At 60.9% G+C, this 24,101-nt stretch carries 20 protein-coding genes and 3 tRNA genes; 8 read left to right on the top strand and 15 right to left on the bottom strand.

Features of this window, described 5'->3' with window-relative positions; all coding sequences use genetic code 11:
• Positions 1-88: 88 nt before the first annotated feature.
• Entirely contained in the window at positions 89-292 is a 204-nt protein-coding gene (locus tag H8S62_RS04310; RefSeq protein WP_186918590.1) for a DUF6514 family protein, read from the bottom strand.
• 322 nt (positions 293-614) lie between these two features.
• Between H8S62_RS04310 and H8S62_RS04305 the strand changes: the two genes are divergently transcribed.
• The 3 genes from H8S62_RS04305 (at position 615) to H8S62_RS04295 (ending at position 1,746) form a co-directional block, all read left to right on the top strand.
• Entirely contained in the window at positions 615-1,379 is a 765-nt protein-coding gene (locus H8S62_RS04305) for an XRE family transcriptional regulator (protein ID WP_186918589.1), read from the top strand.
• A 100-nt stretch (positions 1,380-1,479) separates the two neighbouring features.
• A tRNA-Ser gene (locus H8S62_RS04300) sits at positions 1,480-1,566 on the top strand.
• A gap of 89 nt (positions 1,567-1,655) precedes the next feature.
• Positions 1,656-1,746, top strand: a tRNA-Ser gene (locus tag H8S62_RS04295).
• Between the two features lie 470 nt (positions 1,747-2,216).
• Here the strand turns inward: H8S62_RS04295 and H8S62_RS04290 are convergent.
• Together H8S62_RS04290 and H8S62_RS04285 are read right to left on the bottom strand one after the other, a co-directional pair.
• The gene (locus H8S62_RS04290; protein WP_186918624.1) at positions 2,217-3,347 is read right to left on the bottom strand and encodes a DUF362 domain-containing protein; all 1,131 of its coding nucleotides are present in this window, start codon (positions 3,345-3,347) and stop codon (positions 2,217-2,219) included.
• Positions 3,348-3,454: 107 nt separating this feature from the next.
• Positions 3,455-4,321, bottom strand: a complete 867-nt coding sequence (locus H8S62_RS04285) for an AraC family transcriptional regulator (protein WP_186918588.1) — start codon at positions 4,319-4,321, stop codon at positions 3,455-3,457.
• 211 nt (positions 4,322-4,532) lie between these two features.
• On the opposite strand from H8S62_RS04285, the gene H8S62_RS04280 reads away from it, so the two are divergent.
• Positions 4,533-6,794 (top strand): ATP-binding cassette domain-containing protein, encoded by a 2,262-nt coding sequence (locus H8S62_RS04280; RefSeq protein ID WP_186918587.1) that lies wholly within the window; start codon positions 4,533-4,535, stop codon positions 6,792-6,794.
• A gap of 255 nt (positions 6,795-7,049) precedes the next feature.
• On the opposite strand, the gene gluQRS is transcribed toward H8S62_RS04280, so the two are convergent.
• Positions 7,050-7,997, bottom strand: coding sequence for a tRNA glutamyl-Q(34) synthetase GluQRS (gluQRS, locus tag H8S62_RS04275; protein ID WP_186918586.1), 948 nt, complete (start codon positions 7,995-7,997; stop codon positions 7,050-7,052).
• A 296-nt stretch (positions 7,998-8,293) separates the two neighbouring features.
• Here gluQRS and H8S62_RS04270 point away from each other — a divergent pair, with 296 nt between their 5' ends.
• The 3 genes from H8S62_RS04270 to H8S62_RS04260 all read left to right on the top strand — a co-directional run bounded on the left by H8S62_RS04270 (position 8,294) and on the right by H8S62_RS04260 (position 11,813).
• Positions 8,294-9,469, top strand: a complete 1,176-nt coding sequence (locus tag H8S62_RS04270) for a GGDEF domain-containing protein (protein WP_173023453.1) — start codon at positions 8,294-8,296, stop codon at positions 9,467-9,469.
• A 134-nt stretch (positions 9,470-9,603) separates the two neighbouring features.
• On the top strand, positions 9,604-10,812 hold the full coding sequence (locus tag H8S62_RS04265) for a molybdopterin molybdotransferase MoeA (protein ID WP_186918585.1): 1,209 nt from the start codon (positions 9,604-9,606) through the stop codon (positions 10,810-10,812).
• Positions 10,809-11,813 (top strand): molybdopterin-guanine dinucleotide biosynthesis protein MobB, encoded by a 1,005-nt coding sequence (locus tag H8S62_RS04260; protein ID WP_186918584.1) that lies wholly within the window; start codon positions 10,809-10,811, stop codon positions 11,811-11,813. Before H8S62_RS04265 ends, H8S62_RS04260 begins: the two co-directional genes overlap by 4 nt.
• A 150-nt stretch (positions 11,814-11,963) precedes the next feature.
• Here the strand turns inward: H8S62_RS04260 and H8S62_RS04255 are convergent, their stop codons facing one another.
• Both H8S62_RS04255 and H8S62_RS04250 read right to left on the bottom strand, forming a co-directional pair.
• Positions 11,964-14,957 (bottom strand): EAL domain-containing protein, encoded by a 2,994-nt coding sequence (locus H8S62_RS04255; protein ID WP_186918583.1) that lies wholly within the window; start codon positions 14,955-14,957, stop codon positions 11,964-11,966.
• 39 nt (positions 14,958-14,996) lie between these two features.
• Positions 14,997-16,454 carry an extracellular solute-binding protein gene (locus H8S62_RS04250; RefSeq protein WP_186918582.1) on the bottom strand — a complete coding sequence of 486 codons (1,458 nt, stop codon included), beginning with the start codon at positions 16,452-16,454 and terminating at the stop codon, positions 14,997-14,999.
• A 375-nt stretch (positions 16,455-16,829) separates the two neighbouring features.
• Here H8S62_RS04250 and H8S62_RS04245 point away from each other — a divergent pair.
• Positions 16,830-16,917: transfer RNA gene (locus H8S62_RS04245), tRNA-Ser, on the top strand.
• Positions 16,918-16,950: 33 nt separating this feature from the next.
• Here the strand turns inward: H8S62_RS04245 and H8S62_RS04240 are convergent.
• The 9 genes from H8S62_RS04240 to H8S62_RS04205 form a co-directional block, all read right to left on the bottom strand.
• Positions 16,951-18,108 (bottom strand): tyrosine-type recombinase/integrase, encoded by a 1,158-nt coding sequence (locus tag H8S62_RS04240; protein ID WP_178257098.1) that lies wholly within the window; start codon positions 18,106-18,108, stop codon positions 16,951-16,953.
• 117 nt (positions 18,109-18,225) lie between these two features.
• The gene (locus H8S62_RS04235) at positions 18,226-18,453 is read right to left on the bottom strand and encodes a helix-turn-helix domain-containing protein (protein WP_178257099.1); all 228 of its coding nucleotides are present in this window, start codon (positions 18,451-18,453) and stop codon (positions 18,226-18,228) included.
• Positions 18,454-18,528: 75 nt separating this feature from the next.
• Positions 18,529-19,275 (bottom strand): DUF6551 family protein, encoded by a 747-nt coding sequence (locus tag H8S62_RS04230; protein WP_243255334.1) that lies wholly within the window; start codon positions 19,273-19,275, stop codon positions 18,529-18,531.
• Positions 19,181-20,224, bottom strand: a complete 1,044-nt coding sequence (locus H8S62_RS17895; RefSeq protein ID WP_243255299.1) for a ParB N-terminal domain-containing protein — start codon at positions 20,222-20,224, stop codon at positions 19,181-19,183. The genes H8S62_RS04230 and H8S62_RS17895 overlap by 95 nt, the downstream gene beginning before the upstream one ends.
• Positions 20,224-20,604: a type II toxin-antitoxin system PemK/MazF family toxin gene (locus tag H8S62_RS04225; RefSeq protein WP_186918623.1), complete on the bottom strand. Its 381-nt coding sequence runs from the start codon at positions 20,602-20,604 to the stop codon at positions 20,224-20,226. Before H8S62_RS04225 ends, H8S62_RS17895 begins: the two co-directional genes overlap by 1 nt.
• Positions 20,605-21,151: 547 nt before the next feature.
• Positions 21,152-21,694 (bottom strand): sigma-70 family RNA polymerase sigma factor, encoded by a 543-nt coding sequence (locus H8S62_RS04220; protein WP_186918580.1) that lies wholly within the window; start codon positions 21,692-21,694, stop codon positions 21,152-21,154.
• A gap of 221 nt (positions 21,695-21,915) precedes the next feature.
• Complete coding sequence (locus H8S62_RS04215; RefSeq protein ID WP_186918579.1) at positions 21,916-22,839, bottom strand: zf-HC2 domain-containing protein; 924 nt, start codon at positions 22,837-22,839, stop codon at positions 21,916-21,918.
• Complete coding sequence (locus H8S62_RS04210; protein WP_186918578.1) at positions 22,829-23,332, bottom strand: RNA polymerase sigma factor; 504 nt, start codon at positions 23,330-23,332, stop codon at positions 22,829-22,831. The genes H8S62_RS04215 and H8S62_RS04210 overlap by 11 nt, the downstream gene beginning before the upstream one ends.
• An 81-nt stretch (positions 23,333-23,413) precedes the next feature.
• Positions 23,414-24,100: an ABC transporter ATP-binding protein gene (locus H8S62_RS04205; protein ID WP_186918577.1), complete on the bottom strand. Its 687-nt coding sequence runs from the start codon at positions 24,098-24,100 to the stop codon at positions 23,414-23,416.
• Position 24,101 lies beyond the last annotated feature (1 nt).

The raw sequence follows: 24,101 nt of genomic DNA, 5'->3' as shown, positions 1-24,101 counted from the left end.
CCCCCCGGCCCGGTTCGGGGCCGGAAAAGCGGGTGAAAGGCGCCCCCGCCCGGCTTTGGGGAAAGGAGCGGGCGGGGGCTTTTCCAGGTCATCCCCGGCAGTAATCCTCCACGACGTCCCCCAGATGGATTGGCGAGACCTGGAGCCGGTTGCATTTGCGCACCAGACGGTCCACCTCCAGGAAGTCGGAGGAGACCCGACGGACGCAGACGCCGCTGTTGGAACGGATGCCAAACATCACCAAAGCCGCGCCGTCGCTGCACACCTCATAATGGTAATCTCTTCTCTCCATGATTCCAGCTCCTTTACTCATTCTCATATTCTCTTTGGTTACAAATTTTGATAGAATACTACACTTTTTTTAAAAAATGTGCTAAAATACAGTTTCCCGGCAATCTTCCTCCCCGATCATTGCGGCCGGAAGTTCCGGCCGCGCGTCTCATGCCACACATGACCGCTTGCGCTGCATCCGCATCTTGTGCTCTGTGAGCGACGCATATCAATATGGTGTATTTTCTTATCGTTGTCAATGTCTTTTCCAATATTTGCTTGGAAGCACTTATTATTTTACCACATTCGGTTAAAGAATGGCAGAATTCGACAGGAGGCCCCCTATGTCCGTGGTGGAAAAACTGGCGTATCTGAAGCGGAAACAAAAAATGAACTCCGAGGACCTTGCGGAGTGCTCCGGCGTCCCCATCGGAACCCTCAACAAGATTCTCTCCGGCGCCACCAAAAACCCGGCGCTGAAAAATATGTATGCAATTGCCAATACCTTTAACGTGCCGGTGCGCTATCTGATCGACGACAGCATTCCGGTGGATTGCGATATGAAGGCGTTTTCCGAATACGAGGGGCTTCTCAACGTCACAAAGGACGAGCTGGAGCTGCTTTCCAAATACCGCAGGCTGCCCGAGCACGACCGCTGCACCTTCGAGCTGCTTCTGGACGATTTTCTGCTCCGCCTGCCCCAGGAGCCGGTCGCTGCGGCCGGCCGGAAGCTCCTCTGCTACGTCCCGGTGGCCAACGGGCTGCGGGGCACCTACGGCGACGCCCTGGAGCTGAAATATCTGACCGCCGCCCCCGATCCGGTCTCCAGCCAGTCGGATTTCGCCGTGATGCTCACCGGGCAGTCCATGGAGCCGGTATACGGCGCGGGCACGGTGCTGGGCGTGCGCAGGACCATGGCAAAGCACAACCAGCTGGGCGTCTTCCTTCTCAACCGGGAGGGGTTTATCCGCAAGCTCTACCAGCGGCGGGACATCCATAAGCTGGTGGCCACCAACGTCAGGCTCAGGGACATCCCCATCCGCGAAGAGGACGAGCTGCGCTGCCTGGGCGTGGTCGTGGGCGCGCTCCGCTCCTTTCGCTGGGTCTGAGAGGGTTTTGCACTTTTTGTCCGCAAAGGGAAGATGAGAGGTTGACAAGTCCACACATTTATGGTAATATCATTTTTGCATTTGGCCGTAGACCGGACGTGGAGAGATGTCCGAGTGGTTTAAGGAGCCGGTCTTGAAAACCGGTGACTCGAAAGAGCCGTGGGTTCGAATCCCACTCTCTCCGCCACTTACTTTTTAAAAGTAAGCCAGGAAAGGCTTCCATGAATGGTTTTCTCCGAATGTAAAAAGCGAATATGGGCAATCTAAACCGGACATGCAGAAGTACCCAAGTGGCCGAAGGGGCTCCCCTGCTAAGGGAGTAGGCGGGTAAAACCGTGCGAGGGTTCAAATCCCTCCTTCTGCGCCAAAAAAGAAGCACTGGCAAAGCCAGTGCTTCTTTTTTGGGCTTCACGCCGCGCTGCGGCGCTCCGCCCGTTTGATTTCATCTGCCCGGGCGGAATAAATCCGCCCGGCATCAAGGTTTTGCCCGGGGCAAAACGCTTGTACGGCGCAAAGGCGCCGCCCCGCCCTGCGGGGCCCCATCTCCCTCATGAAGCACTGGCTTTGCCAGTGTTTCTTTTTTGGGCTTCACGCCGCGCTGCAGCGCTCCGCCCGTTTGATTTCATCTGCCCGGGCGGAATAAATCCGCCCGGCATCAAGGTTTTGCCTGAGACATTCCTCTGGGGAATGTCTTTCTTTTTTATCCGCCGGGGCGCGTGAATCGCCCGGGCCGCGGACCGGGGCGCGTAAATCGCCGCGCATGGGCCAGCCGAACGGACCTCTTCCCTGACTGGAGAAAGGCCGCTCCCGCAGGCCGAATCTGAGAGCGGCGTTTTGTTATCTCTGCGCTGAGACCGCCACGGCGCTCTCGGGACAGAGCTCATGGCAGCAGTAGCAGCGGATACACCGTTTTCCGTCGATCCCGGCCTTTTTGTCTGTCAGGGAGATCGCCTTCACGGGACAGGCGTCCCGGCAGACCCCGCAGCCCACGCATTTCTCCGGGTCCACCCTGGGGGCGCGGCCGAAGAGCCGCCTGGCCGCCCCGGCCAGGGGCCGGAGGAGCCTGGGCATGCCGGTCATGTCCTCCCGCACGCCGGCGGGCAGGCGGAAGTCCTTCAGGCGCAGCTCATCAAGCCGCGCGCCCACAACCTCCACATCCTCAATCCGGACGGGCGTCAGTCCCCGGCGCTCCGCCGCCAGCAGCACCGGGTTATGGGCCCGGGGCAGGCCGATGATCTCCGCCGCCACAAGGTCCAGCGCCAGCGGGCTTTCGCAGGCCAGCAGCAGCCCCATGGCGCGGGGCGTGCCGGAGGCGCCCGGCCCCTCCCCCTCCATGCCCACCACCGCATCCATGATGGACAGGCGCGGCGCCACCAGCCCGGAGAGGTCCAGCAGCATATCGGCGAACTGCTCCTTCTTCTGGAACCGTGTGTGGCAGCCCACCTTCCCCAGGCCCGGAATCGCCCCGAAGCTGTTCTTTACCGCGCCGGTCATGCTCATGAACACATGGGTCTTCAGCTTGCAGAGGTTCAGCACGCCGTCGGCCTGCCGGATGGGCCGGAGGACCTTGAAATGCTTGACCAGCCCGCCCTGGGGGAACGGCACCTCCTCGGCGGCGAGGTCGAAGCTCAGCTCCGCGCCGGATGCCTCCGCCGCCCGGGTCATGCCGCAGGTATCGTAGACCCTTCTGAGCATGGCCTCTGTGCTCCGGTAGCCGCCGGGGCTGTCGCAGATGACCGCCCTGGCGCCCGCGCCGCGCACCTGGCGCGCCGCCGCAGCCGCCACCGCCGGATGGGTGCTCACCGCCCGGTCCGGGTCGGCGGCCTGGAGGAGGTTCACCTTGAGCAGAATCTCCTCCCCCTCCCCCACATAGGCGCTCATTCCGCCCATCAGCGCCATAAGCTCGGAGAGCTTCTCCTCCGCCTGGTCGTAGCCGGGACATTTTACCACATAGACCTTGTGCCTCATATCTCTCACGCCTTCCGTCGTCTCCCACCAGAATAGCGGCGCGGGATGCGTTTGTCAACCGCCTCCGCCCGGGGCGCGGCGCGGAAAGGCCGCCGGCGCCGGGCGCCTCATTTTATCGGGATATAGATGGAAACCTCATTGTCCGGGTCGTCAAAGGCGCGCACCGCGCGGCTGTAGCGTTCAAAGTCCTCCCGCTCGTCCAGCGCCTCCCCCGCCGCGGGCAGCCATGTGCCGAAGATATATTGATAGGTTTGAAACAGCTTCGCAAAGGAGCCGCGGTGGATAAATACGGCGTACCTTCCGGGACCCAGCGTTTTGGGAACCAGCGGCCTGGGCAGGCCGTCGAAGCGCTCCACCGGGCCGCCGGCCACCACGGAAAACGACACGTCGCCGTCCTGCGTGTAGACGGTCTGCTGCGTCTCACAGATTCCATACCCCTCGTCCGACGCGAAGCGCCCCCGCTCCCCGCGCAGGCGCAGAAACTCCTCCCACAGCCCGGGAAGCCGGTTTTGGGAGAGGGACGTCGTCCCCCGCACGCCCGCTATTTTCATCTCTTTCAGGGTCAGAATCTCAGGCGTGTGGGAAATATTGTTCGCAATGTGGTACACATCCCCGGGACTGAGCTCCCTCTTGGCGTTCACCACCAGGTCCAGCCCGGCCTTGCGGTACTCCGCCGGGCTGCTGCCGAAGGCGGCCTTAAACGCGCGGCTGAACGCCTCGGGCGATGCAAACCCGCTGTCAAGCGCGATCTCAATCACACTCCGCCCCGAGCGGAGCAGCTGCCCGGAGGCCTGGTACAGCCTGCGCCGCTGGATGTAGCGGCCCGCCGATTCGCCCAGTACGGACGAGAACAGCCGCGTCATGTGGTAGTAGGAGTAGCCGATCTCCCCGGCCACGTCCCGCAGGCCGATATTCTCATTCAAATGCGCTTCAATGTATTCAACCGCCCGCTCCAGCGGCGATAGCTCTTTCAAACCGGCGCCTCCCTTCGTCGGCTCCATTCTACCATAGCGGGACCGCCGTCTCCACACTGAAATAAATCCAGCAAAAAACATCATGAAAAGCCTCCGCCGGTCCGTTAGAATCAAGGGGACCGCGGCTGGGGCCGGAGCATATCCGCGCCCGGCGGCGGTCCCGGCAAGCCTGTGCAGCGAGATGGAAACACACGCAGAGAGGGGCAGACTGATGGCAGATATCCTGGTACAGGGACTCACGCAGAATAATTTAAAGCACGTCAGCTTCCGCATTCCAAAGGAGAAGATAACCGTATTTACCGGCGTGTCCGGCTCCGGCAAATCCAGCATCGTCTTCGACACCATCGCCGCCGAGTCGCAGCGGCAGATGAACGCCACCTATCCGGCCTACGTCCGGTCCAGGCTGCCCAAGCGCCCGAAGCCGGCTGTGGAGCGGATTGACAACCTGACGCCGTCCGTCGTCGTGGACCAATCGCCCCTGGGGGGAAACGCCCGCTCCACGGTGGGGACCATCAGCGGCCTGTACTCCAGCCTGCGGCTGCTCTTCTCCAGAATCGGGCGGCCCTATGCGGGCACGGCGTCCTGCTTCTCCTTCAACGACCCCAACGGCATGTGCAGAACCTGCTCCGGCCTGGGGAAGATCACAAGGGTGGATGTGGAGGCCATGATTGACCCGGAGAAATCCTGGAACGAGGGCTGCGTGAGGGATTCCCTCTACAGTCCCGGCTCCTGGTATTGGAAGCAGTACGCCCGGTCGGGCCTCTTTGACCTGGACAAGCCCGTGAAGGAGTACTCCCGGGAGGAGTATAACCTCCTCCTCTACGGCTCCCGCGGCGACGCGGGAGCGCCGGAAAACCCGAAGGTGACAGGGCTGTACCACAAATACACGAAAACACTCCTCAACCGGGACATCAGCGGCAAGAGCCGGCACACGCAGGAGAAGTCCCAGAGTCTGGTGGCGGAGCTGGAGTGCACCGACTGCCACGGGCAGCGGCTGAACGAGGCGGCTTTAAGCTGCAAAATCAGCGGCTTCTCCATTGCGGACATGTGCGGTATGGAGCTGACGCAGCTTCGTGAGGTCCTCTCCCGGATTACGGACCGGACGGTGGGCGTGCTGGTGCAGACCCTCATCGAGGGGCTGGACAGGATGATTGAAATCGGCCTGCCCTATCTCCATCTCAACCGCGAGACGCCCTCCCTCTCCGGCGGGGAGGCCCAGCGGCTCAAGCTGGTGCGGTACATGGGCAGCAGCCTGACGGGGATGACCTATATCTTCGACGAGCCCAGCGCCGGGATGCATCCCCGGGACGTCCACCGCATGAACCGTCTGCTCCGAAAGCTGCGCGACAAGGGCAATACGGTCCTGGTGGTGGAGCACGACCGGGACGTCATCTCCATCGCGGACCACATCATCGATGTGGGACCCCTGGCGGGTCAGCACGGCGGGGAGATCGTATTCGAGGGCAGCTTCCAGGCGCTGCTTCATGCCGATACCCTGACGGGCAGGGCCATGCTCCAGTCCCTCCCCGTGAAGGAGACGCCCCGCAAGCCCACGGGCAGCCTGCCGGTGCGGGACGCCTGCCTCCACAACCTGAAGCATGTGGACGTGGACATCCCCCTGGGGATTATGACCGTTGTGACCGGCGTGGCGGGCTCGGGGAAGAGCACCCTCATCTCCCAGGTCTTTGCCAAACAGTACGAAAGCAGCGTGGTGATGATCGACCAAGGGCCCATCACGGCCACCAACCGCTCCACCCCCGCCTCTTACCTGGGCTTCTTCGACGAGATCCGGAAGCTCCTGGCCCGGGAGAGCGGCAAGCCGGACAGCCTGTTCAGCTTCAATTCCGCGGGGGCCTGCCCGGCGTGCGGCGGCAAGGGCGTCATCGTCACCGAGCTGGCCTTCATGGACCCCGTCGTGACCGCGTGTGAGGCCTGCGGCGGCGTGCGGTATAACGAAGAGGCGCTCGCCTGCACCTGCAAGGGGAAAAATATTGTGGAGCTGCTGGGGCTCACCGCCTCCCAGGCGCTGGAGGTGTTTGAGGACGCCAAGATCAGAAAGCGCCTGAAGGTGATGGAGCAGGTGGGGCTGTCCTACCTGACGCTGGGCCAGCCCCTCAGCACCCTCTCCGGCGGCGAGCGCCAGAGAATCAAGCTGGCGAAGCACCTGGGGAAGAAGGGCGGCGTCATCGTGATGGACGAGCCGACCACCGGGCTCCATCCGTCCGACATTCAGAACCTTCTCAAGCTGTTCGACATGATTGTCTCCCGCGGAAACACGCTGGTGGTGATTGAGCACAACCTGGACGTGATGAAGCAGGCGGACTGGATCATCGACATCGGCCCCGACGGCGGGAAGAACGGCGGCGAGGTGGTGTTCGCCGGCACGCCGATGGAGATGGTGCGCGGCGCGAGGACGCTCACGGCGGACAGCCTGCGCTCGTCGTGCCGTCCCCAGGACCGCCCCGCACACTGAGAGACCGCGTGACGGATGGGGCTTGATTGCCTGGGAAAAAGCCGCCCCGTCCGCCATGGGCAGTGTCATTGAGTTAAGACATTCCGCGCGCCGTCCGCCCGGAAGCCGCATTCAGGGGCCGATACGCCCCCGGGCGGCCCGGTTTTGAGCGGCAGGGCGATGGCGGAAAGGGCCCCCGGTATCCAGGCCTGGATACCGGGGGCCCTGCGGCGTCCGCCGTTTCAACATATCGCGATATCCCGTCCGGGCGCCGCCTCAGACCGCCTCCACGGCGATATCCGTCCGAGGCACCTTATCCCAGGAGAAATGAGGCGCCAGCTCCCGCGCCGCCACAGGCTCCGGCCGATCCAGCAGGCCGGCCAGATGGGCCAGCAGGCCCGTCAGCTCCGCCGGGGTGAACCGCCGGCGCAGCGCCCCCATATCCAGGTCCCGCTCCCGCTTGGAGAGGCGGCGGCCGTCGGGAGCGGTCAGCAGGGGCACATGGAAAAACTCCGGCGGCGTGAGGCCCAGCAAGCGGTACAGGTAGAGCTGCCTGGGCGTGGAGTCCAGCAGATCCCGGCCCCGGACCACCTGGGTGACCCCCATGGCTGCGTCGTCCGCCGCCACGGCGAGCTGGTAGGCGTACACCCCGTCGGACCGGCGGATGATGAAATCCCCGCAGTCCCGCAGCAGATTGCGCGTACACCGCCCCATATGCCCGTCGGTAAAGGCCCAGTCCTCGTCCGGGACCCGCACCCGCCAGGCGGGACGGCGGCCCTCCGCCTCCAGCCGCCGGCGTTCAGTCTCCGTCAAGTCTCTGCACTTGCCGGGATAGAGGCTCTGCCCGTCGGAGCGGTGGGGGGCGCTGGCCGCCAGCCGCTCGGCCCGGGTGCAGTAGCAGGGGTAGACCAGCCCCCGCGCCTCCAGCCGCCGGAACGCCTCGGCGTAAGAACCGGTGCGCAGGCTCTGCAGGTATGGTCCCCTCTCCCCGCCCCGCTCATATCCCTCGTCCCAGTCCAGGCCCAGCCAGCGCAGATCGTCGGCCAGCTGCGCGGCGTACTCCGCCCGGCAGCGGTCCGGGTCCAGGTCCTCCACCCGCAGCACCAGATCTCCGCCCGCCGAGCGGGCGGAGAGCCAGGCCAGCAGGGCGGAAAAGAGATTCCCCAAATGCATCCGCCCGCTGGGGCTGGGCGCGAACCGCCCCTTGATTTGCCGCTGTATCATGTGCTTTTCCCACCAGACACGTCCGATTGAAACCTGCAGCCTGTTTTCGGCCCGAAACCCTGTTTCAGCGCCCAAAGTGACCGTTTCACAGTCATTATACCACAAGCCTCCTCCCCTGAAAAGGCCTTGCCTCTCCCGGCTCTTCCTTGCCGTTTATGGTAATTTTTTCTAAGTCTATTGCATTTTTCCATATATTGGTGTATCATTGCGCAAGAGTCAGAGAGGCCGGCACGAGTCGCATGGCCACGGCTTGCGTCGGATTGGGTCAGACCCCGCGCCAAGAGAGGAGGAGCCCCTTGAAACGCCATCGCATTTCGTTCGCACTGGCGGCAGCCGCCATTCTTCTGCTGCTCTCCACTGTTATTCTAATCTTCTATGATTTTGCCGCCCGGCTGCGCTATCATTACCATGAGGCGGCCGCCGCCCTGCTTCTGCGCGCGGTTCTGCTCTGCCTGCTGCTGACGGCCTTGCTGGTGCTGGTGGGCTTTATATTGTTTCTGCTCCAAAAGGAGAAGACCCGCCGCCTGGTAACGGAACGGGGGCAATTCTATCTGCTCTCCCACTTTGCCAATACCTGCCTCTTCGAGCTCAGCTATGAGACCGGCGGACTGCGCCTCAGCGACAATCTGCCCCCCGGCCTGGATCTGCCCCCCGAGGCACGAAGCCTTACGGGGGCCGCGCTCTTCCGCTCCCTGCTCCACGGGGAGGACCGGCCCCGGGTGGAGGCCCTCTACCGCAATCCACCCGCCGCGGGGCGGGAGGCCGCGCTGGAGTTCCGCCTGCGCCACCGGGACGGGAGCTACGTATGGTACGAGTGCAAATCCATCGCCATCCACGACAGCCACGGCGCCCCCATGATGCTCATGGGCCGCTTTGAGGATATCGACGCCCGGAAGGCCCGGGAGGAGGCCCTGATCGCCCGCTCCACCCTGGACGACCTGACCGGTCTTCTGAACAAGAGCGCCTTCGCCATGCGGCTGGAGGAGTGGCGCAACTCCCCCTGCGCCAAGGGGGGCGGCGCCCTTTTGATGCTGGATCTGGACAATTTCAAGTCCATCAACGACAGCTGCGGCCACGCGACGGGCGACAATGCCCTCCGCCTTACAGCCCAGATCCTCCGGGAGACCTTCCGGGGCAGCGATGTGCTGGCCCGTGCGGGGGGCGACGAGTTTCTCATCTTCATGCCCGGCGCGGCGGACGAGGCCCTGGTCCGCCGGAAGGCCGACGAGGTCTGCCGGGCCCTGGCCGCCCGCTCCGGGGACGGGCGCGGCTCCTACCGCTTCACCTGCAGCGTGGGCGCCGCCTTCTACCCCCGGAACGGACGGTGCTTTGCCGACCTCTTCCAGGCCGCCGACGCGGCCATGTACCGCGCCAAGCGGGAGGGAAAGGACGCCTACTGCATTACGGACGGGGAAAACGGCCCGCCGCCCTGCGCAAACGACCCCCTGCCCAAGGGCCCCCGCGCCCAATGAGCGGGCGCCCCGATATTCAGCGGCCCGCTCCGCCGCGGCGGTTGTCTTTTTTCGCCGGGTCTGATATACTTGAATATACCAGAGCGGACCGGCGTCCTGCCGGTCCGCTCTTTTTACGCAGGAGGTCATACGCCATGCAAACCAAGCTGGAATTGGAAGAAGCGGTTTCCCTGCTCACCCGTGATCTCTCCCCCACCCAGGAACAGACGGTCCCTCTGGACGAGGCCGCCGGCCGGGTCCTCGCCGCCGACGTGGCCGCCCCCCGGGATCAGCCTCCGTTCAACCGCTCCCCCCTGGACGGGTACGCCCTCCGTGCCGCCGACCTGGCTGGCGCGGACGACCTCCGCCCCGCCGTGCTGCGCGTGGTGGACAGCCTCTGCGCCGGACAGGCCTCCGCCGTCCCCGTGGGTCCGGGCCAGGCCGTGCGCATTATGACCGGGGCCATGCTCCCCCAGGGCTGCGACGCCGTGGTGCGTCAGGAGGACACCGACTGCGGAACGGAGACGGTGGCCGTTCGCCGCGCCCTGCGGCCCTTTGACAACTTTGTCCCCCGGGGGGACGACTACCGCGCCGGGGACGTTCTGCTCCCCGCCGGGCTGCGGCTGAACGCCGCCGCCGTCGGCCTGCTGGCAAGCCTGGGCATGGCCCGGGTGAGCGTCCGCCGCCGGCCCAGGGTGGCGGTCTTCGCCACCGGGGACGAGCTGGCGGAGCCCGGCGCGCCCCTCCTGCCGGGGCAGATTTACGACGCCAACCGCTATCTTCTCCGCGCCCGGCTGCTGGAGCTGGGCGCCGAGCCGGTTGCGGCGGGCGCCTGCTGCGACGAGCCCGAAGCCCTTGCCCGCGCCCTGGCGGCGGCCGCCGCTCACTGTGATCTCCTGATTACCACCGGCGGCGTCTCCGTGGGGACAAAGGACATCCTCCACGAGGCTCTGCCCCTCCTGGGCGCGGAGCAGGTTTTCTATCAGGTGAGGGTAAAGCCCGGCGGGCACCTCTTCTACTCCCGCTGCCGGGGCACGCCCATCCTCTCCCTATCGGGCAACCCCTACGCCGCCGCCGCCACCTTCGAGGTGCTGGCCGGGCCCGCGCTGGCGGTACTCTCAGGCTGCCCGGATCTGCTGCCCCGCCTCACCCGTGGCCGTCTTGCCACCCCCTTCCCCAAGGCCAGTCCCGCTCGCCGCTTCCTGCGGGGCGTCTTCTCCGGCGGAGAGGTGACGCTCCCCGACAGCCAGGCCTCCGGCTCCCTGGCCTCCCTGGCCCTGTGCAACTGCCTGGTGGACATCCCCGCCGGCACCGGCGCGCTGGCTGTGGGGGACGCGGTGGCCGTGCGCCCCTTCCGGGCGTGAGGGGAGCGACCGTCCCCCGGGCGGTGGCGGTATGCGGCGCGCCCGGCGTGGGCAAGAGCGCACTGATCGAGGGCCTGCTCCCCCTTCTGCGCGCCGCGCGCATACGGACGGCCGTCGTCCGGCGGACGAAGGCCCTCGCCCCCGGCCCCCTCCCCGGCGCGGAGGCGGACCGGCTGCTGGCCGCGGGCGCCCTGGGCTGCGCCGTCTACGACGAGAGGCGTTCCCTGGTCGTCCGGCAGGGCTGCGCCGCCGAGAGCCATTTCATCTCCCAGTTCCGGGACGCGGACCTGGTGCTGCTGGAGGGCTTCGACCACAGCTTCTGGCCCAAGCTGGAGCTGGTGCGGCCCCCGGTGTCTGACAGGGCCGTCTGTGACCCCTCCACCCTGCTCGCCGTGGTCACCGACGCGCCCTTTTCCCTGTATGGCGTTCCCACTTTACCCCTCTCGCCCGGCGCGGTTTCCGCCTTTTTAACGGGCTGGCTCCGGCGGCAGCGGGGCGAGCCGGAACCGGCGGGCGCCCCGCCCGCCGCCCCGGCGCCTGCCGACAGGGGCGGACGGGCCGCCGTTCTCTCCGTGAGCGACGCCGCCTACGCCGGGGAGCGGCCTGACGCCGCCGGGCCCGTGGCTGTCCGCTGCCTGAACGGCGCAGGCTGGCGGGTCGTCTCCACCGGCCTCCTCCCCTGCGACCGCGCCATGCTTGGCGCGGAGCTGCGGCGGCTGTGCGGCGGGGCCGATCTGGTGATCACAGTGGGCGGCTGCGGCCTCTCCCGCTGGGACTGCGCCCCCGAGGCGGCCTGCGACGCGGCGGAGCGCGCCGTTCCCGGCCTCTCCGCCGCCCTGCGGGCGGGATGGCTCGCCCTCTCCCAAAACGCCGTGCTGGACCGGGGGACCGCCATGATCCGCGGCGGCGCGCTCATCGTGAACCTGCCGGGAGACCCGGCGGTTTTACCTGCGCTTTTGGAGACGCTCCTCGCCGCGGTCGGGGACAACGCCGTTTTTTAGCGGAAGGCCCCATGCCCCCTGTCCCCGGAAATGACCGATATCCATTTGACTGCGCCGCCCGCGGGCGGCGCAGCTCTGCGGGGCTTTTTCTGCGGAGGTTTTTTTGAAAGACTGCGGAAGCGCCGCCCCTCCGGGGCGGCGCTTCCGGTTTTATGTACGGTATTCCCGGTAGAACTTCCCAATCTCCTCCACGACCCCCACAGGCACCTTGGGCACCCCGAAATCGGGCCGGGCCAGGTAAAAGCCCTGCAGATAGTCCACCCCCATGGCGATGAGGGTCTCAAGCTCCTCCCGGGTCTCCACCCCCTCGGCCAGCACCATAATGCCCCGCTCCCTGGCGTAGCCGATGAGGTTGCGCAGCAGGGCCTGCCGGTTGGGGTTTAAATTGATCTCCCGGACAATGGAGATGTCCACCTTCACAATATCCGGCGCGATATCCACCAGGATTCTCTCGCTGTTGAAGCCGGTGCCGAAGTCGTCCAGCGCAATCTGCGCGCCCCACGCGGCGGCGGCCGCCTTCTTGCGCTCGGTGAGCTCCGCGCTGGTCTCCTCGTTCTCCGTGATCTCTATGACCAACCGGCTGAGCAGGTCCCCGTACTTGCGCTCCAGCCGCTTTTCGTCGTCCGAGGTGAGGTACTGGTTGCCGATGGAGTTGATGAAGGCCCGCGCCTCTCCCCCCAGCGCGCCGCTGCGGGTCAGGCGCGCAAAGGCGTCCATCGCCTCAAACCAGGTCAGCTCCTCCAGCTGGAGGAGCTTGGACTGGGCCTTGGCCAGCAGGAAAAGGTCCTGAAGGCTGGACAGCTGCTTCAGCGTGGGCCGCATGAGGAATTCGTAGCCGTAAACAGCCCCGTCCCGCGCCGAGACCACGGGCTGGACGGCATAGCGCACCATGCGCCCGTCGATGAGCTGGTTGAGGGCGTCCTGCCCCTGGATGAGGATGGATTTGCGCCCGTACTCCTCCCGGCTGAACTCCTGGATGCTCCCCTTTACCGTGTGTTTGATGCTGTACATGGCGAAATCCGCCAGCCGGAGCAGCTGCTCGTAATTGTCCGCATCGTCGGGATACCACGCAAGGCCGCCGGAGGCCCGCACCCGCATCTGCTCCCCGGTGGGCAGGGTAATGTGGGTCTCCCCCACCAGCGTCCAGAACTCAGCCACGTTTTTCCGCAGCTCCTCCCGGCTCTCATACCCGTAGAGAAAGACGTTGAACTCATCGCCGGACCGGCGGCCCACCACGCTGCGGCAGCCGTAGAAGTACTCCAGGCAGTGGGCAAACGCCTGGATGTAGCGGTCGCCGCTGTCGTGCCCGTAGCCGTCGTTGACGTACTTGAGGTTGTCCAGGTCCAGCATGAGCAGCGCGGCCACCTTCAGTGCGCCCGGCCCCCGCCCGTTGAAGAGATTGTCCATGTGCTCGTCGAAGGCCCGGCGGTTATAGAGGTCGGTGAGAATGTCAAAATCCCGCTCGTACTCAATCTTCCGCTTGGCCTCCACATCGTCCGTCACGTCCAGGAACGCGCTGAGGACGGTCTCCCCCTCTTCCCGGTAGAAGAGCTGGACCCAGCGGTCCCGCCCGCCCTCCCGGGACAGGCGGAAGACCTGTTCCTCTCCCGGCCCGGCGCCGCCCCGCCTGGTAATCTCCTCGATGCGGCGGTCGAACTCCTCCCGGGGGAGATAAGCGTCCCCCTCGGGGCGCTCGGGCCAGTCCAGCACCGTGAACAGGTTGCGGCTGCAGAAGGCCCGGTCCCCGCCCTTCTTGTACTCGCACACGCCGATGGGGATATGGGACATGGCCACGATTTTGGAGATGCGGGAGGCCGACTCCGCCGCCGCGTTGGAGAGGTCCTCCACCGCCCCGGTCAGCGCGTCAATCTCAGTGATGTTGATGCGCCGCAGGCGGATGGGCTTATCCGGGTCGCTCCTCTGCAGATCGTCCACCAGATCGGCGATGGGCTTCGTGAAGTTCTTCGTCGCCAGGATAGTCAGCACCAGTCCCAGCAGCAGGGACACCAGGGTGGACACCAGCAGCATGGAGCGTATCTGGTGTGAGAAGCTGAGCAGGTGCTCGCCGCTGATGATGCCGATCAGCGCCCACACCTCGCCCTCGAAGGGCGTGTTGGTGTTGTAGAGCTTCAGCCTCTGCACCGCGCCGTAGATGGTGCTGTCCGTATAGCTGTCGCTGCCCAGGGTCACAATGTTCTCGTGCCGGCCGGCCTCCACGGCCAGGGTGTCCGCCTGGCCGAAATAGGCCCGGAAATTGGGGCCGCTGGTGCAGACCGTCTCGTAGGTCGTCCCGCCGTCCCGGCTGATGCCCAGGAAGTACGCGCCCGAGCGCTCCTCCCCCAGCTCGTCGTACTTGAGCTGCTCGGCCAGATAGTCCACCGTCAGGTCCACGCCCAGCACGCCGAACACCGTGCCGTCCTCCCAGATCAGCGGAATGGAGTAGGCCGCCACCGGCCGGTCCGATTCGCTCAGGGAAAAACGGCCGCTCCAGTGGCCGAAGTACTGGCTCTTGCGGTCCCGGACCGGCGCGCTCCTCGCCGCGTCCACCGGTTCGTGGAAGAAGGCTGCGTCCTCCCCGCGGAAGCGGTACAGGGCGCTCCAGTAGCTGTCCATGGTGATGCCCAGAATACGGCCCATCTCAGGCAGGCCCCGCTCCATCAGCAGGTCCTTGTTGTCCGCGGAAAAGCTGGCGGGGTCGTAATCCCGGATGTAGACGCCGGGCCGTGCCTCGTTCTCCCCCGGACAGTCCAGCACCAGGAAGGCGCCGGTGACCCCGTTGCGGCGGAGCATGGAGACGATGTCGTCCGCCGTGGACGCCACCACCTCCTGGCAGAGGGCCTGATCGGTCATAAGGGCCTCTATCCCCACGCCGTGCCGCTCCAGCACGGCGGACACCGCGGTCAGGACCTCGCTCTCCCCCTCGGCCAGGTTGGACCAGCGGCTGACCATGTCGTTTTCCAGGTATACCTTCCGGTTCGCCGTGCGCTCACTGAGGATATAGAAGGCATTGTCCTCCGTCTGTTCCAGGATGCCCCCCTTGAAAAAGACGATCAGGTAGATGAGCAGTTGGATCAGCAGTACCGCCAGGAGCAGGGCCAGCATCCTGCGAAATGTTGTCCTGGACCGCTGCTTTCGTCTCTCCAATCGGCTCATCTCCTCTCTCGGCCGGAGCTTCCGGCTTTTTTACTCCGCGACGGCGCTCTCCAGCGCCTGCCGGAAGGCCTGGAGCCAGGCCTGGAAATTCTCCTCGGTGTCGTACCGGGCCACAGCCTCCCCACGGGAGAGGCCGGAGGCCATCAGCGCCTCCACCTCAGAGCGGTCTCCGGCCGCCTTGTCCTTCATGGAGCTCTCCGCCACGGCGCGGGCGGCGGAGCCGTGCTCAAACGCCTTGCTGGTATAGAGGGCGTACTCCCCCGTCATGGCCACGCCGATGTCCACGCTCTCCTTCAGGACCTTGGACATGGCCTGGCCGTTCTCCTCCGCCGTCAGGGCGATGCGCTCGGTATCATTGCCCTCGTAGGTCACGGGCAGGTAGCCCGAGGCCATGGCGAAGCGGACGTTCTGCTCCGGCTGGGTAAACCACTTGAGGAAGTCCACCGCCGCCTTCTCCCGCTCGGCGTTGGATTTGGTGACCACCATGCCCGCCCCCTGCTGGACCGCCATCGGGTCGGTTCCGGCAAAATTGGGCAGGGCGCGCACGCCCCCGACGATAGGGTAGGTGCTGCCGTCGTCCTGGGTGACCTCAGAGGTGAAGAAGGACGCGCCGCTGCTGGAACCCACGCAGGCAACCAGGTCGCCGGTGCGGATGTCGTCGCTGCGGAAGCGGCCCTTGGCGGTGAACCAGCCGTTGACGTAGGGCACGTAGTAGTTGTCCCACAGGCGGCGCATGACGGCCTCGTCCACATTCAGCGTGACCTTGCCGTCCTTCACCTGGAACAGCTCCACGCCGAGCTGCATGCTGCCGATGATGATGTAGTTGGCGAAGGCGTCCCGGCCGAAGAAGGCCCTGCCGTCGTCGGGCACGTCGGGGGTCTGCCCGTCGGTCCAGTCGTAGTAGGCCTCGGACACGGCGGTTACGCCCTCCCAGGTGGTAAGCGCGTCCTCCCCGGTCCCGGTGGCCGCACAGAATTCCTCCCAGACGGTCTCGTTGAGGAAGAGCAGCTCCGTAGCCTTGGCAATGGGGAAGATCCGGAAGCCCGCCCCCTCCTCAAAGCGCCCCTCATCCAGGTAGGAGGTCACGTACCGGGCCTGCTCCTCCGCGGTCAGGTACTGGGAGATGTCGGCCACCCTGCCCATGCTGCTGATCTCATAGGCGGTGTCGGCATAGGAGGCGAACACGTCGGGCACCTCCTCCGCGCCCACTCTGCCGTGGACCGCGTCCAGCACCTTCTCGTTGAGCTCGTTCACGCCGCCGTAGCTGTGGGCCACCACCACCACGCCCTGCTCCGCGCCGACGGACTCGTTGTACTCCTGCACCAGCTGATCGAAGATCTGCTGCTGGTCGCTGTTGTAGTAATGCCAGATGGTGATTGCCAGCGGGTCTTTGCCTTTTCCAGCGCCTTCTCCGGCGCACCCTCCCAGGAGCGTCAGGCAGGACGCCGCGCACAGCCCCAGCGCCAGTACTCTTCTCCACAGCTTCATTTGATCCATCCTCCATAAAATCGCTTTTATAATATTAGCTTATTTTACCACCGGTCAATCACCATTTCAATCAAAACTCGCGGCATTTACCGCGAGTGCGCAATATCATGCCGAACATGCACAAAAAAGCGAAAACACGCGGGTCTTAAACATTGACAAAAACCCGTAAATGCGGTATCTTATTAAGGCTGCACGGAGCGGTATCGAAGTGGTCATAACGAGCTTGACTCGAAATCGGAATCGCTTCGTGGAACGCTCCACCCGAAAAAGTCTTGATTTATGCAGGTTTTCGAGGGTTCGAAAACAAAAAAATCTTTGAGTTCTCCCCATCAGTTCTCCCCATTTTCCAAAGCGGATTGGGTGAAGATACAACTTGGAGGGTTGTCCGAGTGGTCGAAGGTGCGACTCTCGAAAAGTCGTGTGCCGCAAGGCACCTAGGGTTCGAATCCCTAACCCTCCGCCAACCTGAGAAGCCGGTTTTGCCGGCTTCTCTTTTTTATTCCCGGTTTCCTATCCCTAAGCCAGCAAGCATTGCATCTGCGGAGATAACTTTTGAACTGTACTCAAGGTGTGCGTAAATGTTTGCCGTAGTTGAGAAGTCGCTGTGCCCGAGCCATTCTTGAATCTGCTTCATCGGAACGCCGTTGGCGAGAAGCAGCGAGGCGCAGCTATGTCTCAAATCGTGATAGCGCACTCTGCGCAATCCGTGTTCCTCCAGAAGCTTCGGGAATCCGCAGGAAACATAATTAGGCTTGATGATATCTCCGATTTCATTGATACACACATAGCCCGTGTAATCTTTCACATAGGATCGCCCGCATAAACGCCGGTTTTCCTCCTGTTCTGCTTTAAGCTCCAGAAGCCGTTCCTTTACGAAAGGAACCAGTGGCAGCGTTCTCATGCTGGACTTATTTTTCGTCCGATCTTCTGCGACCGTAATACGCTTTCCATCAAGGGCAACGGTTGTAAGCGTATGCCGGATGGTGATTGTGTCGCGCTCAAAGTCGATGGCATCCCATTTCATACCGAGGGTCTCGCTGCGCCGCATCCCATAGAAAGCACCAAAGAGAATGGGGATTTCAAGTTTGGTGCCTTTGGAGATTTCAAAAAGCCTGTTCACTTCATCGGCATCGTAAAAGTTTGCCATAAAACGCTCCTTCTTTGGTCTTTCGATCTTATCGGCAGGATTACTGGAGATTAGGTCGAGCTTGACAGCATACTTCAACGCCTTGTGGATGTTTGCGTGATAATGAATAACCGAGGACGCGCTCACACGTTCCAGTTCCTTCAGGTAAAAATCCTGGATGTGTTTTGCCGACAGCTCCTGCAATGCAATCTGCCGTTCTCTGAAATACGGCACGATTACTTTTTTGACCATATTGGAGTATGAGGCGAAAGTTGTCACCGCCACGGAACTCTTTATTACCGTAAGCCATTGTTCCATGAAGTCTGCAAAAAGAACGTCTCCTGTAATCGGCACATCTTCCTGGAAACTGCGCCGCTGCTCCTGTAAGAACGCCTCGGCGCGTTTCTTGTTGCCTTTGACCGCAAGCCCTGTTGCGATCCACTTTGTTTTGCGGTTTCCGTGTGCGTCTGTGTAGTTTAGTACGGCATAAAAATAGCCCTTTTTCTCACGAAGGTGTCCTGCCACCATAATAAGATATCCTCCTCTCTTGTTGTGGGCAACACCTGCCGTTGACCTGAGAACAGTATAAATCATTCGAACTGATGCGGAAAGGATGCCGCCAATCGGATTTATTTCTCCATGCAGTCAACAGCCGATGCATAAGTAGGTAAAAAGATGTGCTTTGGGGATACGGTAGGCGCGACCTACTTTTATGCAGCAGATTTTGCCTTCTCGTATCAGTCGATACCCCGTTTTCGTGCTGACATCAAGTATCTGGCACATCTGAACGATATCCATGACATCCGGATACTCTTTCAGCATTAGCTTGTAAGCATCACGCTGGGATAGCGTGGTAGTGGTTTCAGAGTTCATGTTTCGCACCTCCATTCCTATGCGTTGTTTTTGTATGTAAATGACCGCACGATTTCTCTTGCGGTCTGCCTTCCCTTAGAACTTCATGGGAAGGGTCGAATGCTTGCGCCTGCCGTTGTAGATGCGGTAGAACAGGTTGACGTAGCGCTTTACGCCCCGCAGCTCCTTTTCCGCCTTGCCCGCTGCGTAAATAAACTTGGGCTCGTAGGCGCGGAGGCTGTAAATGAGCCGCTCCCGGTCGTACTCGCCGTGGTACAGCTCCACGAAGTGGACGATGCCCTGAATCACCTCGGCTCGGAGGGAATCGGGGTCTCCGTCCCAGGCTTCCAGCAGGATGGTGAGCGCTTCCTTATAAAGCTCCGCCCCGGCACGCCTGAACTCCGCAAAGGCGGTATTGATGCAGAGGATGCGACCCGTGCCGCCGCCCCGCTCAAAGCCCACATGCAGCCCCGCTTCCTCGGTGGCCTCGTAGAACTCGCCCGACGCCTTATCCTTTCCGCGAAGATTGGCGCGGAGCTTTGCACTGGGCGTCAGGGCTGCGGAGCAGCCGGTCTGCATGGCAAACAGCAGGGCTTCCTCAGCCTCTGTCATACCGTAGTACACCTTACAGAGGATCGGCAGGTCGGCATTGCCATTCATGTGCTTGCGCGCCACAATAGTATGTTGCCCGTCAAACACATAATAGTGACCGTCACGAAAGCTAACCTTCGGTTCGTTGGCGATACGCTCATTGAACCCGGCCACGATCTTTGCCACACGCTCGGTGTTCAGCTTGCGCTGGTACGCATCGGGAATCTCCAAATCCCGGCTGCTGACCTCCATCAGCTTGTAGAGTGTCTGAATGCTGTTCATTGTCTGTTTCTCCTTCCAATTTGAGAATGTATTGTTTTGGCTCCTGCATGATTTCAATGACCTGATCTTTGTAGTCCGGCTTTTCCAATAGACCGGGGAAGTTCGTAAAAAGCACGTCGCATGTCTCGACCATGTTCCGCGCCGTATAGCGCAGGCTTACCAGTGCCGAATCCTCCGTGACGCGCTTGGAGTCCTTCATATCCTCGTAGCTTTTGTCGATAGTCGCATAAACCTCTTGCTGGCGCTTTGTGCCGCTCCGGGCAGACTCCTTATCTGCTTTGGGCTTCTTTTCCGGGATCACCCTGAGCTGTTCCGCTTTTTCCCGGCGCTCCTCCGGAGATGCGCGGGCGACAGCCGCCACATCGGTTTCTCTGGGCTTAAACTTTCCGAGCAACAGGTCGTTCTTGATGCCGGGAAGGACTTCCTCGGCAGCGTCAATTCCATCCGAAAAGTGCTCTGCACGAATTACATAGTTTTTGCTGGTATTAGTTTCCTCTGCGATACGGTCACAAGTTTTAAGCGGAGAAATCAAGTTCCCATTTTGGGAACTTGATTTTGCCTGCTCGCTTTTTCTATCGCCGCCGTGTATTTGTTTCTCTGCCTTGTATCGCTGTCCAATCAGGTATTTCTTCTGCTGCGGCGTAAGGTTGCGCCGCCCAAGCTGATTCTTGCAAATCCAGGAAAGGGCTTCGTATTTATTGTTGAAGTTCTTTTCATGGACACGGAACTCGATGCCCGGATGCGCCTGCGCGATGCGGTAGCGGTTGTGACCGTCTACAATCGTATCGTTCCAGACGATGAGGGGCATGAGCACCAGCCCTTCCTCTAAGATGTTTTCTTCCAGCTGGGAAAGCTCGTCCTCGGTCAGCGGCGGGCATTTCGCCTCGAACTCCGGGTCGATGGTCAGTACGGGATTCATTACGGAGCCTCCATTTCTTCGGGAACGTACAAGCCGAGGGCTTCCTCGATGGCTTCCCCAATCTCGTCCATCTGCCGCCGTGTCATTCTGCCCATGTATTTCCTCACGCGCCGCTTGTCGATGGTCTTGATCTGCTCCAGCAGCACCATGCCGGGAAGCTCCAGCCCGTGGATACGCTCCGCATAGTAGTGGGTGGGCTGGGACGGCTTCTTGCCGGCCTTGGACGTGATGGGCGCGACGATCAGCGTGGGGCAGTAGTAGTTGCCGGTGTTGTTCTGCAACACTACGACTGGGCGGGTGCCGCCCTGCTCCGAGCCGATATACGGGTCGAGGTTGGCGAGGTACACGTCGCCCCTGCGGTAAATCCAGTTTTCCTTCATGCGGTTTCTCCGTTCCTTTCTTTCGTTTCTTTCGATATTCCTCAAAGCGAGAAAGCAGGTCATGTCCAAATATCTCTCGCTGTTATATCTGCCCTGTGCGTTCATATTGCGTCTCCTTGTCCTTTGTCATTTTGGTTTTTCGGGTATGTATGCTCTCTATTTGTCCTCGACGCCCCGAGAGCAGGGAGAGCATCAGGCGGCGGTGTGCTGCACCGCTCCATAGGAATCGAACCTCCCCGCCTTCATTGTGGCCGGGCCGCGAATTACGGAAGTATCATTGTCCCCAACACCTGTCATCGCCTCCACCGGGAGCAGCCCGGCTTTTATCGTGTAAGCTGTATCGCTCGCCCGTCTGGGGTCGTGGCGCACTCACGAAAGCGGCTCAGGGGTTCAGCCCATAGCGTTGGGAATGTGCCTGATGCCTGGATATTCAGTTTTCAAGGTTCGCTGAGCCTTGCGGCTCTGAGAAAACTGAATCTCCGTATCCCTTGCGGTGAGATTTGTCCTCTCACCTTTCAATGGACATTTTTTTGCCCTTTGTCAGGTATCACGCAAAATATATTTTTGCTTTTTTGCGGATCAGCGCGATTGCGTCATGCACGCTTTGCCTGGTCATGCCGTGCTCCGCAGCATATGCGGACTGGCTTTTCCCCTCGATGAGGCATTCCGTAAAGATCGAACGCTGGCTGTCCGTCAGCGTTTTGCAGAATGCGTCTGTGAGTTCTGTCGTGAGCACCTCGGAGTCGATGCGCTGCCGCGTATCCAGCAGCCATGCGGCCTCGTCCATGCTTCCGCCGTCGCGGATGGCGTCAAGGCTCAGAACCGGCCCGATGGTCTGCTGTTTTGCGTACTCCCGGCGCATCTGCTTTTCCTGACTGAGCAGCAGCCGCATCACCTCAAGGCTGACCTCCGCTTCCTCTCCGGTGGCTTTGATTCTGGCGAAATATCTCTTTCTTCCGTTTTCCTCGATTGCCCAAAGGTCGTAATCGAACTCCTTTAATGTTTTCATGCCGTGATCTCCTTTGAATTTTTGAATTTGGGTGAAATCAAAAATTCGGAGCTCACGGGTAGCGGCAGATGTATTGTTCAAAGCGGCGTTTCATGGAAAAAGTCCTTTCCCGAGCCAAGCCGGGAAAGGACTTTCAACGCCGTACAAAGAAATCGGGCAGCAAAAAAGCGCCGTCAAAGCAGACCGAACTCATTTACTGGTTCAGTCTGACTTTGTACGGCGCTTGGCAGTCTCCTCAGAATGAATCTGATTCTCTCCGCTTGCTCGATTAAAAGTCGGTTTGTATATTTAGTTGGTCTTTTTCATCGCAATTCTTTTCTATATGCGTTTGAGCGCTTTCTACCAGCGTAAAAGATGTTCAATGCCAGCAGCATGGCGCAGTAGAGCAATATGCCAATTGCAAGAATCAGCTGAAAATCCCGCCATTCCGAATAGGAGACAGTTCGGAAACCCAGCACGCAGAGATGCCCCAGCCCGTAGGCAACGGGAATTAGCATCAGGTACTCCGCTCGACGGCGGATGCGTTCCTTTTTCCGCACGCAAAACCAAATCACAGCAACGATGATGAACAGCATTATGTTGCCCAGCAGCCAATAGCCAAGGGTAAGCCCGGGCAGAGCGACCCAGCCACTGTTATCCGATGCAGCCTCACCATAGAGATTCACCGAGCTGCCATCAGCAATTTGTGTAAAGTAGATCAACAACGGCTTATCGTTCTCCGGTGATACGGTCACAGCCCATGCGCCGTTTTTTTTGAACATTCTGTCCCATGGAGAAGTCCATGCTTCCAAATGGTAAACTGTATTGCGTCCGTCAGGATCGTCGATCTGTTGAAGATTATAGCTCGTTACCTTGCCACTGAAAGAGAGCGTTACCTCGCCGGCTCCGGTCTCCGAAGCAGTCACCAAATCCGATGTATACTCAAAATATTCCGGTGCGATAAGAAGCGAAATGCCGGACAGCAGCAGTGCCAGCAGTACGGCAACCGTGCATAAGATGGTCTGCATTTTTTTCATCAATAACGTCTTTTTCAGCCGTTTCAGCGGTGCGGCGTTGATATCCGGCTCCAGCTGAACTGTCACCGGCTCCCGCAGTTTTTTCAATTCTGCACGGCACTCCGGGCAGCCTCTTAAATGCTCCTTCACAAAACCCGCAGTATCCTCGGACACCATGTCCTCCACGTAGAGTGGCAGGATGTCTTGGACAATGCTGCATTCATTTTTCATTATTGAAACCCTCCATTCCTTCCTGTATCTTTTTTCGCGCCCTGTGATAGGTAACGCACGCCCAGTTTTCCGTTTTGCCGAACAATGCTCCGATTTGTTTAAAGCTTAGCTCTCCAAGTGTCCTCCACATAAAGACCTCCTTGTACGGTTCATCCAGCCCATGGAGCGACCGCTGTATTTCCGTAACGGTTTCCTTTGAAAGCACGGCTTCCATAGGCCCGGATAGAAGGCCGTCGGGAACATCGGCGTCGGAACTTTCAAGGGGCTGTTCCCGTTGGAGCTTTTTAACGTGGGTGAAGTAACAGTTCTTTGCGATTTGACACAGCCACACACGTATATCGCAGTCCTCCCTGAAGCTATCGATTGCGGAAAGTGCCTTGAAGAAGGTCTCGCTCGTAATCTCTTCGGCAATGGCCTCGTTATGTGACAGCTTGCGTATGTACAAATAGACGTAGCTGAAATGTTCCACAAAGGCTGCTTCAATGTCAATCATTTTTCGACCTCCTTCCCGTTTTATAGATTCAGGTTTCCCATGCGATTTAATTATACCATACGTGGACAGCTTTCGGTGAGTTTATTCGCCTGCCCGGTCTGTAATCTGCCCATCCTTCATCCTGATAATCCTGTCGCATCGTTCGGCAACGGAGGTGTCATGGGTGACGATGATCAGCGTTTTCCCCTTCTCGTTGCATAAATCCATTAGAATATCCATAACTCTGTCGCGATTTACAGCGTCGAGCGAACCTGTCGGTTCGTCCGCAAGGATTATCGGTTGGTCACAGACAATGGCTCTTGCAATGGCAACTCTTTGACGTTCGCCGCCGGAAAGCTGTTCGACCTTGCGATGCAGCTTATCCTGAATGAGAAGGCTTTCTGCTGCCCGATGGATACGTTCTTTGTGTTCTCCGCGCTTGATTTTCTTGTTGTATAACAGAGGAATTCGGATGTTGTTGAAAACGCTTTCCCGTTCAATAAGGGCAAAGTCCTGAACGACATAGCCGAAGTAGGAGTTCCGGAAATGGCAGAGAGCAGTGTCTGGCAAATTGGTGACATCCTCGCCATTGATAAGAATGCGTCCAAAGTCGGGATAGATAATCAAGCCCATCATATTCAGTAGGGTAGACTTCCCCGACCCGGAAGGTCCGATTATCGCAACCGAAGTGCCTTTATCCGCTGCGAAATCAGCCTGATTTACAGCTTTTACCACATAATTATTGGTTTGATAGCTTTTGCTTACCTTGTCAAGCATAATTGAGTACATG

Source organism: Lawsonibacter faecis (assembly GCF_014287675.1).
Classification (GTDB): domain Bacteria; phylum Bacillota; class Clostridia; order Oscillospirales; family Oscillospiraceae; genus Pseudoflavonifractor; species Pseudoflavonifractor faecis.
Note: the sequence above shows the minus strand (reverse complement) of the source record. Positions and strands in the feature narration are given on the sequence as shown.

Excerpts from the sequence above, each read along its gene's own strand:
- H8S62_RS04310 (WP_186918590.1), bottom strand. The coding sequence starts at position 292 with ATGGAGAGAAGAGATTACCATTATGAGGTGTGCAGCGACGGCGCGGCT.
- H8S62_RS04305 (WP_186918589.1), top strand. The coding sequence starts at position 615 with ATGTCCGTGGTGGAAAAACTGGCGTATCTGAAGCGGAAACAAAAAATG.
- H8S62_RS04290 (WP_186918624.1), bottom strand. The coding sequence starts at position 3,347 with ATGAGGCACAAGGTCTATGTGGTAAAATGTCCCGGCTACGACCAGGCG.
- H8S62_RS04280 (WP_186918587.1), top strand. The coding sequence starts at position 4,533 with ATGGCAGATATCCTGGTACAGGGACTCACGCAGAATAATTTAAAGCAC.
- gluQRS (WP_186918586.1), bottom strand. The coding sequence starts at position 7,997 with ATGATACAGCGGCAAATCAAGGGGCGGTTCGCGCCCAGCCCCAGCGGG.
- H8S62_RS04265 (WP_186918585.1), top strand. The coding sequence starts at position 9,604 with ATGCAAACCAAGCTGGAATTGGAAGAAGCGGTTTCCCTGCTCACCCGT.
- H8S62_RS04250 (WP_186918582.1), bottom strand. The coding sequence starts at position 16,454 with ATGAAGCTGTGGAGAAGAGTACTGGCGCTGGGGCTGTGCGCGGCGTCC.
- H8S62_RS04240 (WP_178257098.1), bottom strand. The coding sequence starts at position 18,108 with ATGGTGGCAGGACACCTTCGTGAGAAAAAGGGCTATTTTTATGCCGTA.
- H8S62_RS04235 (WP_178257099.1), bottom strand. The coding sequence starts at position 18,453 with ATGAACTCTGAAACCACTACCACGCTATCCCAGCGTGATGCTTACAAG.
- H8S62_RS04230 (WP_243255334.1), bottom strand. The coding sequence starts at position 19,275 with ATGGAGGTCAGCAGCCGGGATTTGGAGATTCCCGATGCGTACCAGCGC.
- H8S62_RS17895 (WP_243255299.1), bottom strand. The coding sequence starts at position 20,224 with ATGAATCCCGTACTGACCATCGACCCGGAGTTCGAGGCGAAATGCCCG.
- H8S62_RS04225 (WP_186918623.1), bottom strand. The coding sequence starts at position 20,604 with ATGAAGGAAAACTGGATTTACCGCAGGGGCGACGTGTACCTCGCCAAC.
- H8S62_RS04215 (WP_186918579.1), bottom strand. The coding sequence starts at position 22,839 with ATGAAAAATGAATGCAGCATTGTCCAAGACATCCTGCCACTCTACGTG.
- H8S62_RS04210 (WP_186918578.1), bottom strand. The coding sequence starts at position 23,332 with ATGATTGACATTGAAGCAGCCTTTGTGGAACATTTCAGCTACGTCTAT.
- H8S62_RS04205 (WP_186918577.1), bottom strand. The coding sequence starts at position 24,100 with ATGTACTCAATTATGCTTGACAAGGTAAGCAAAAGCTATCAAACCAAT.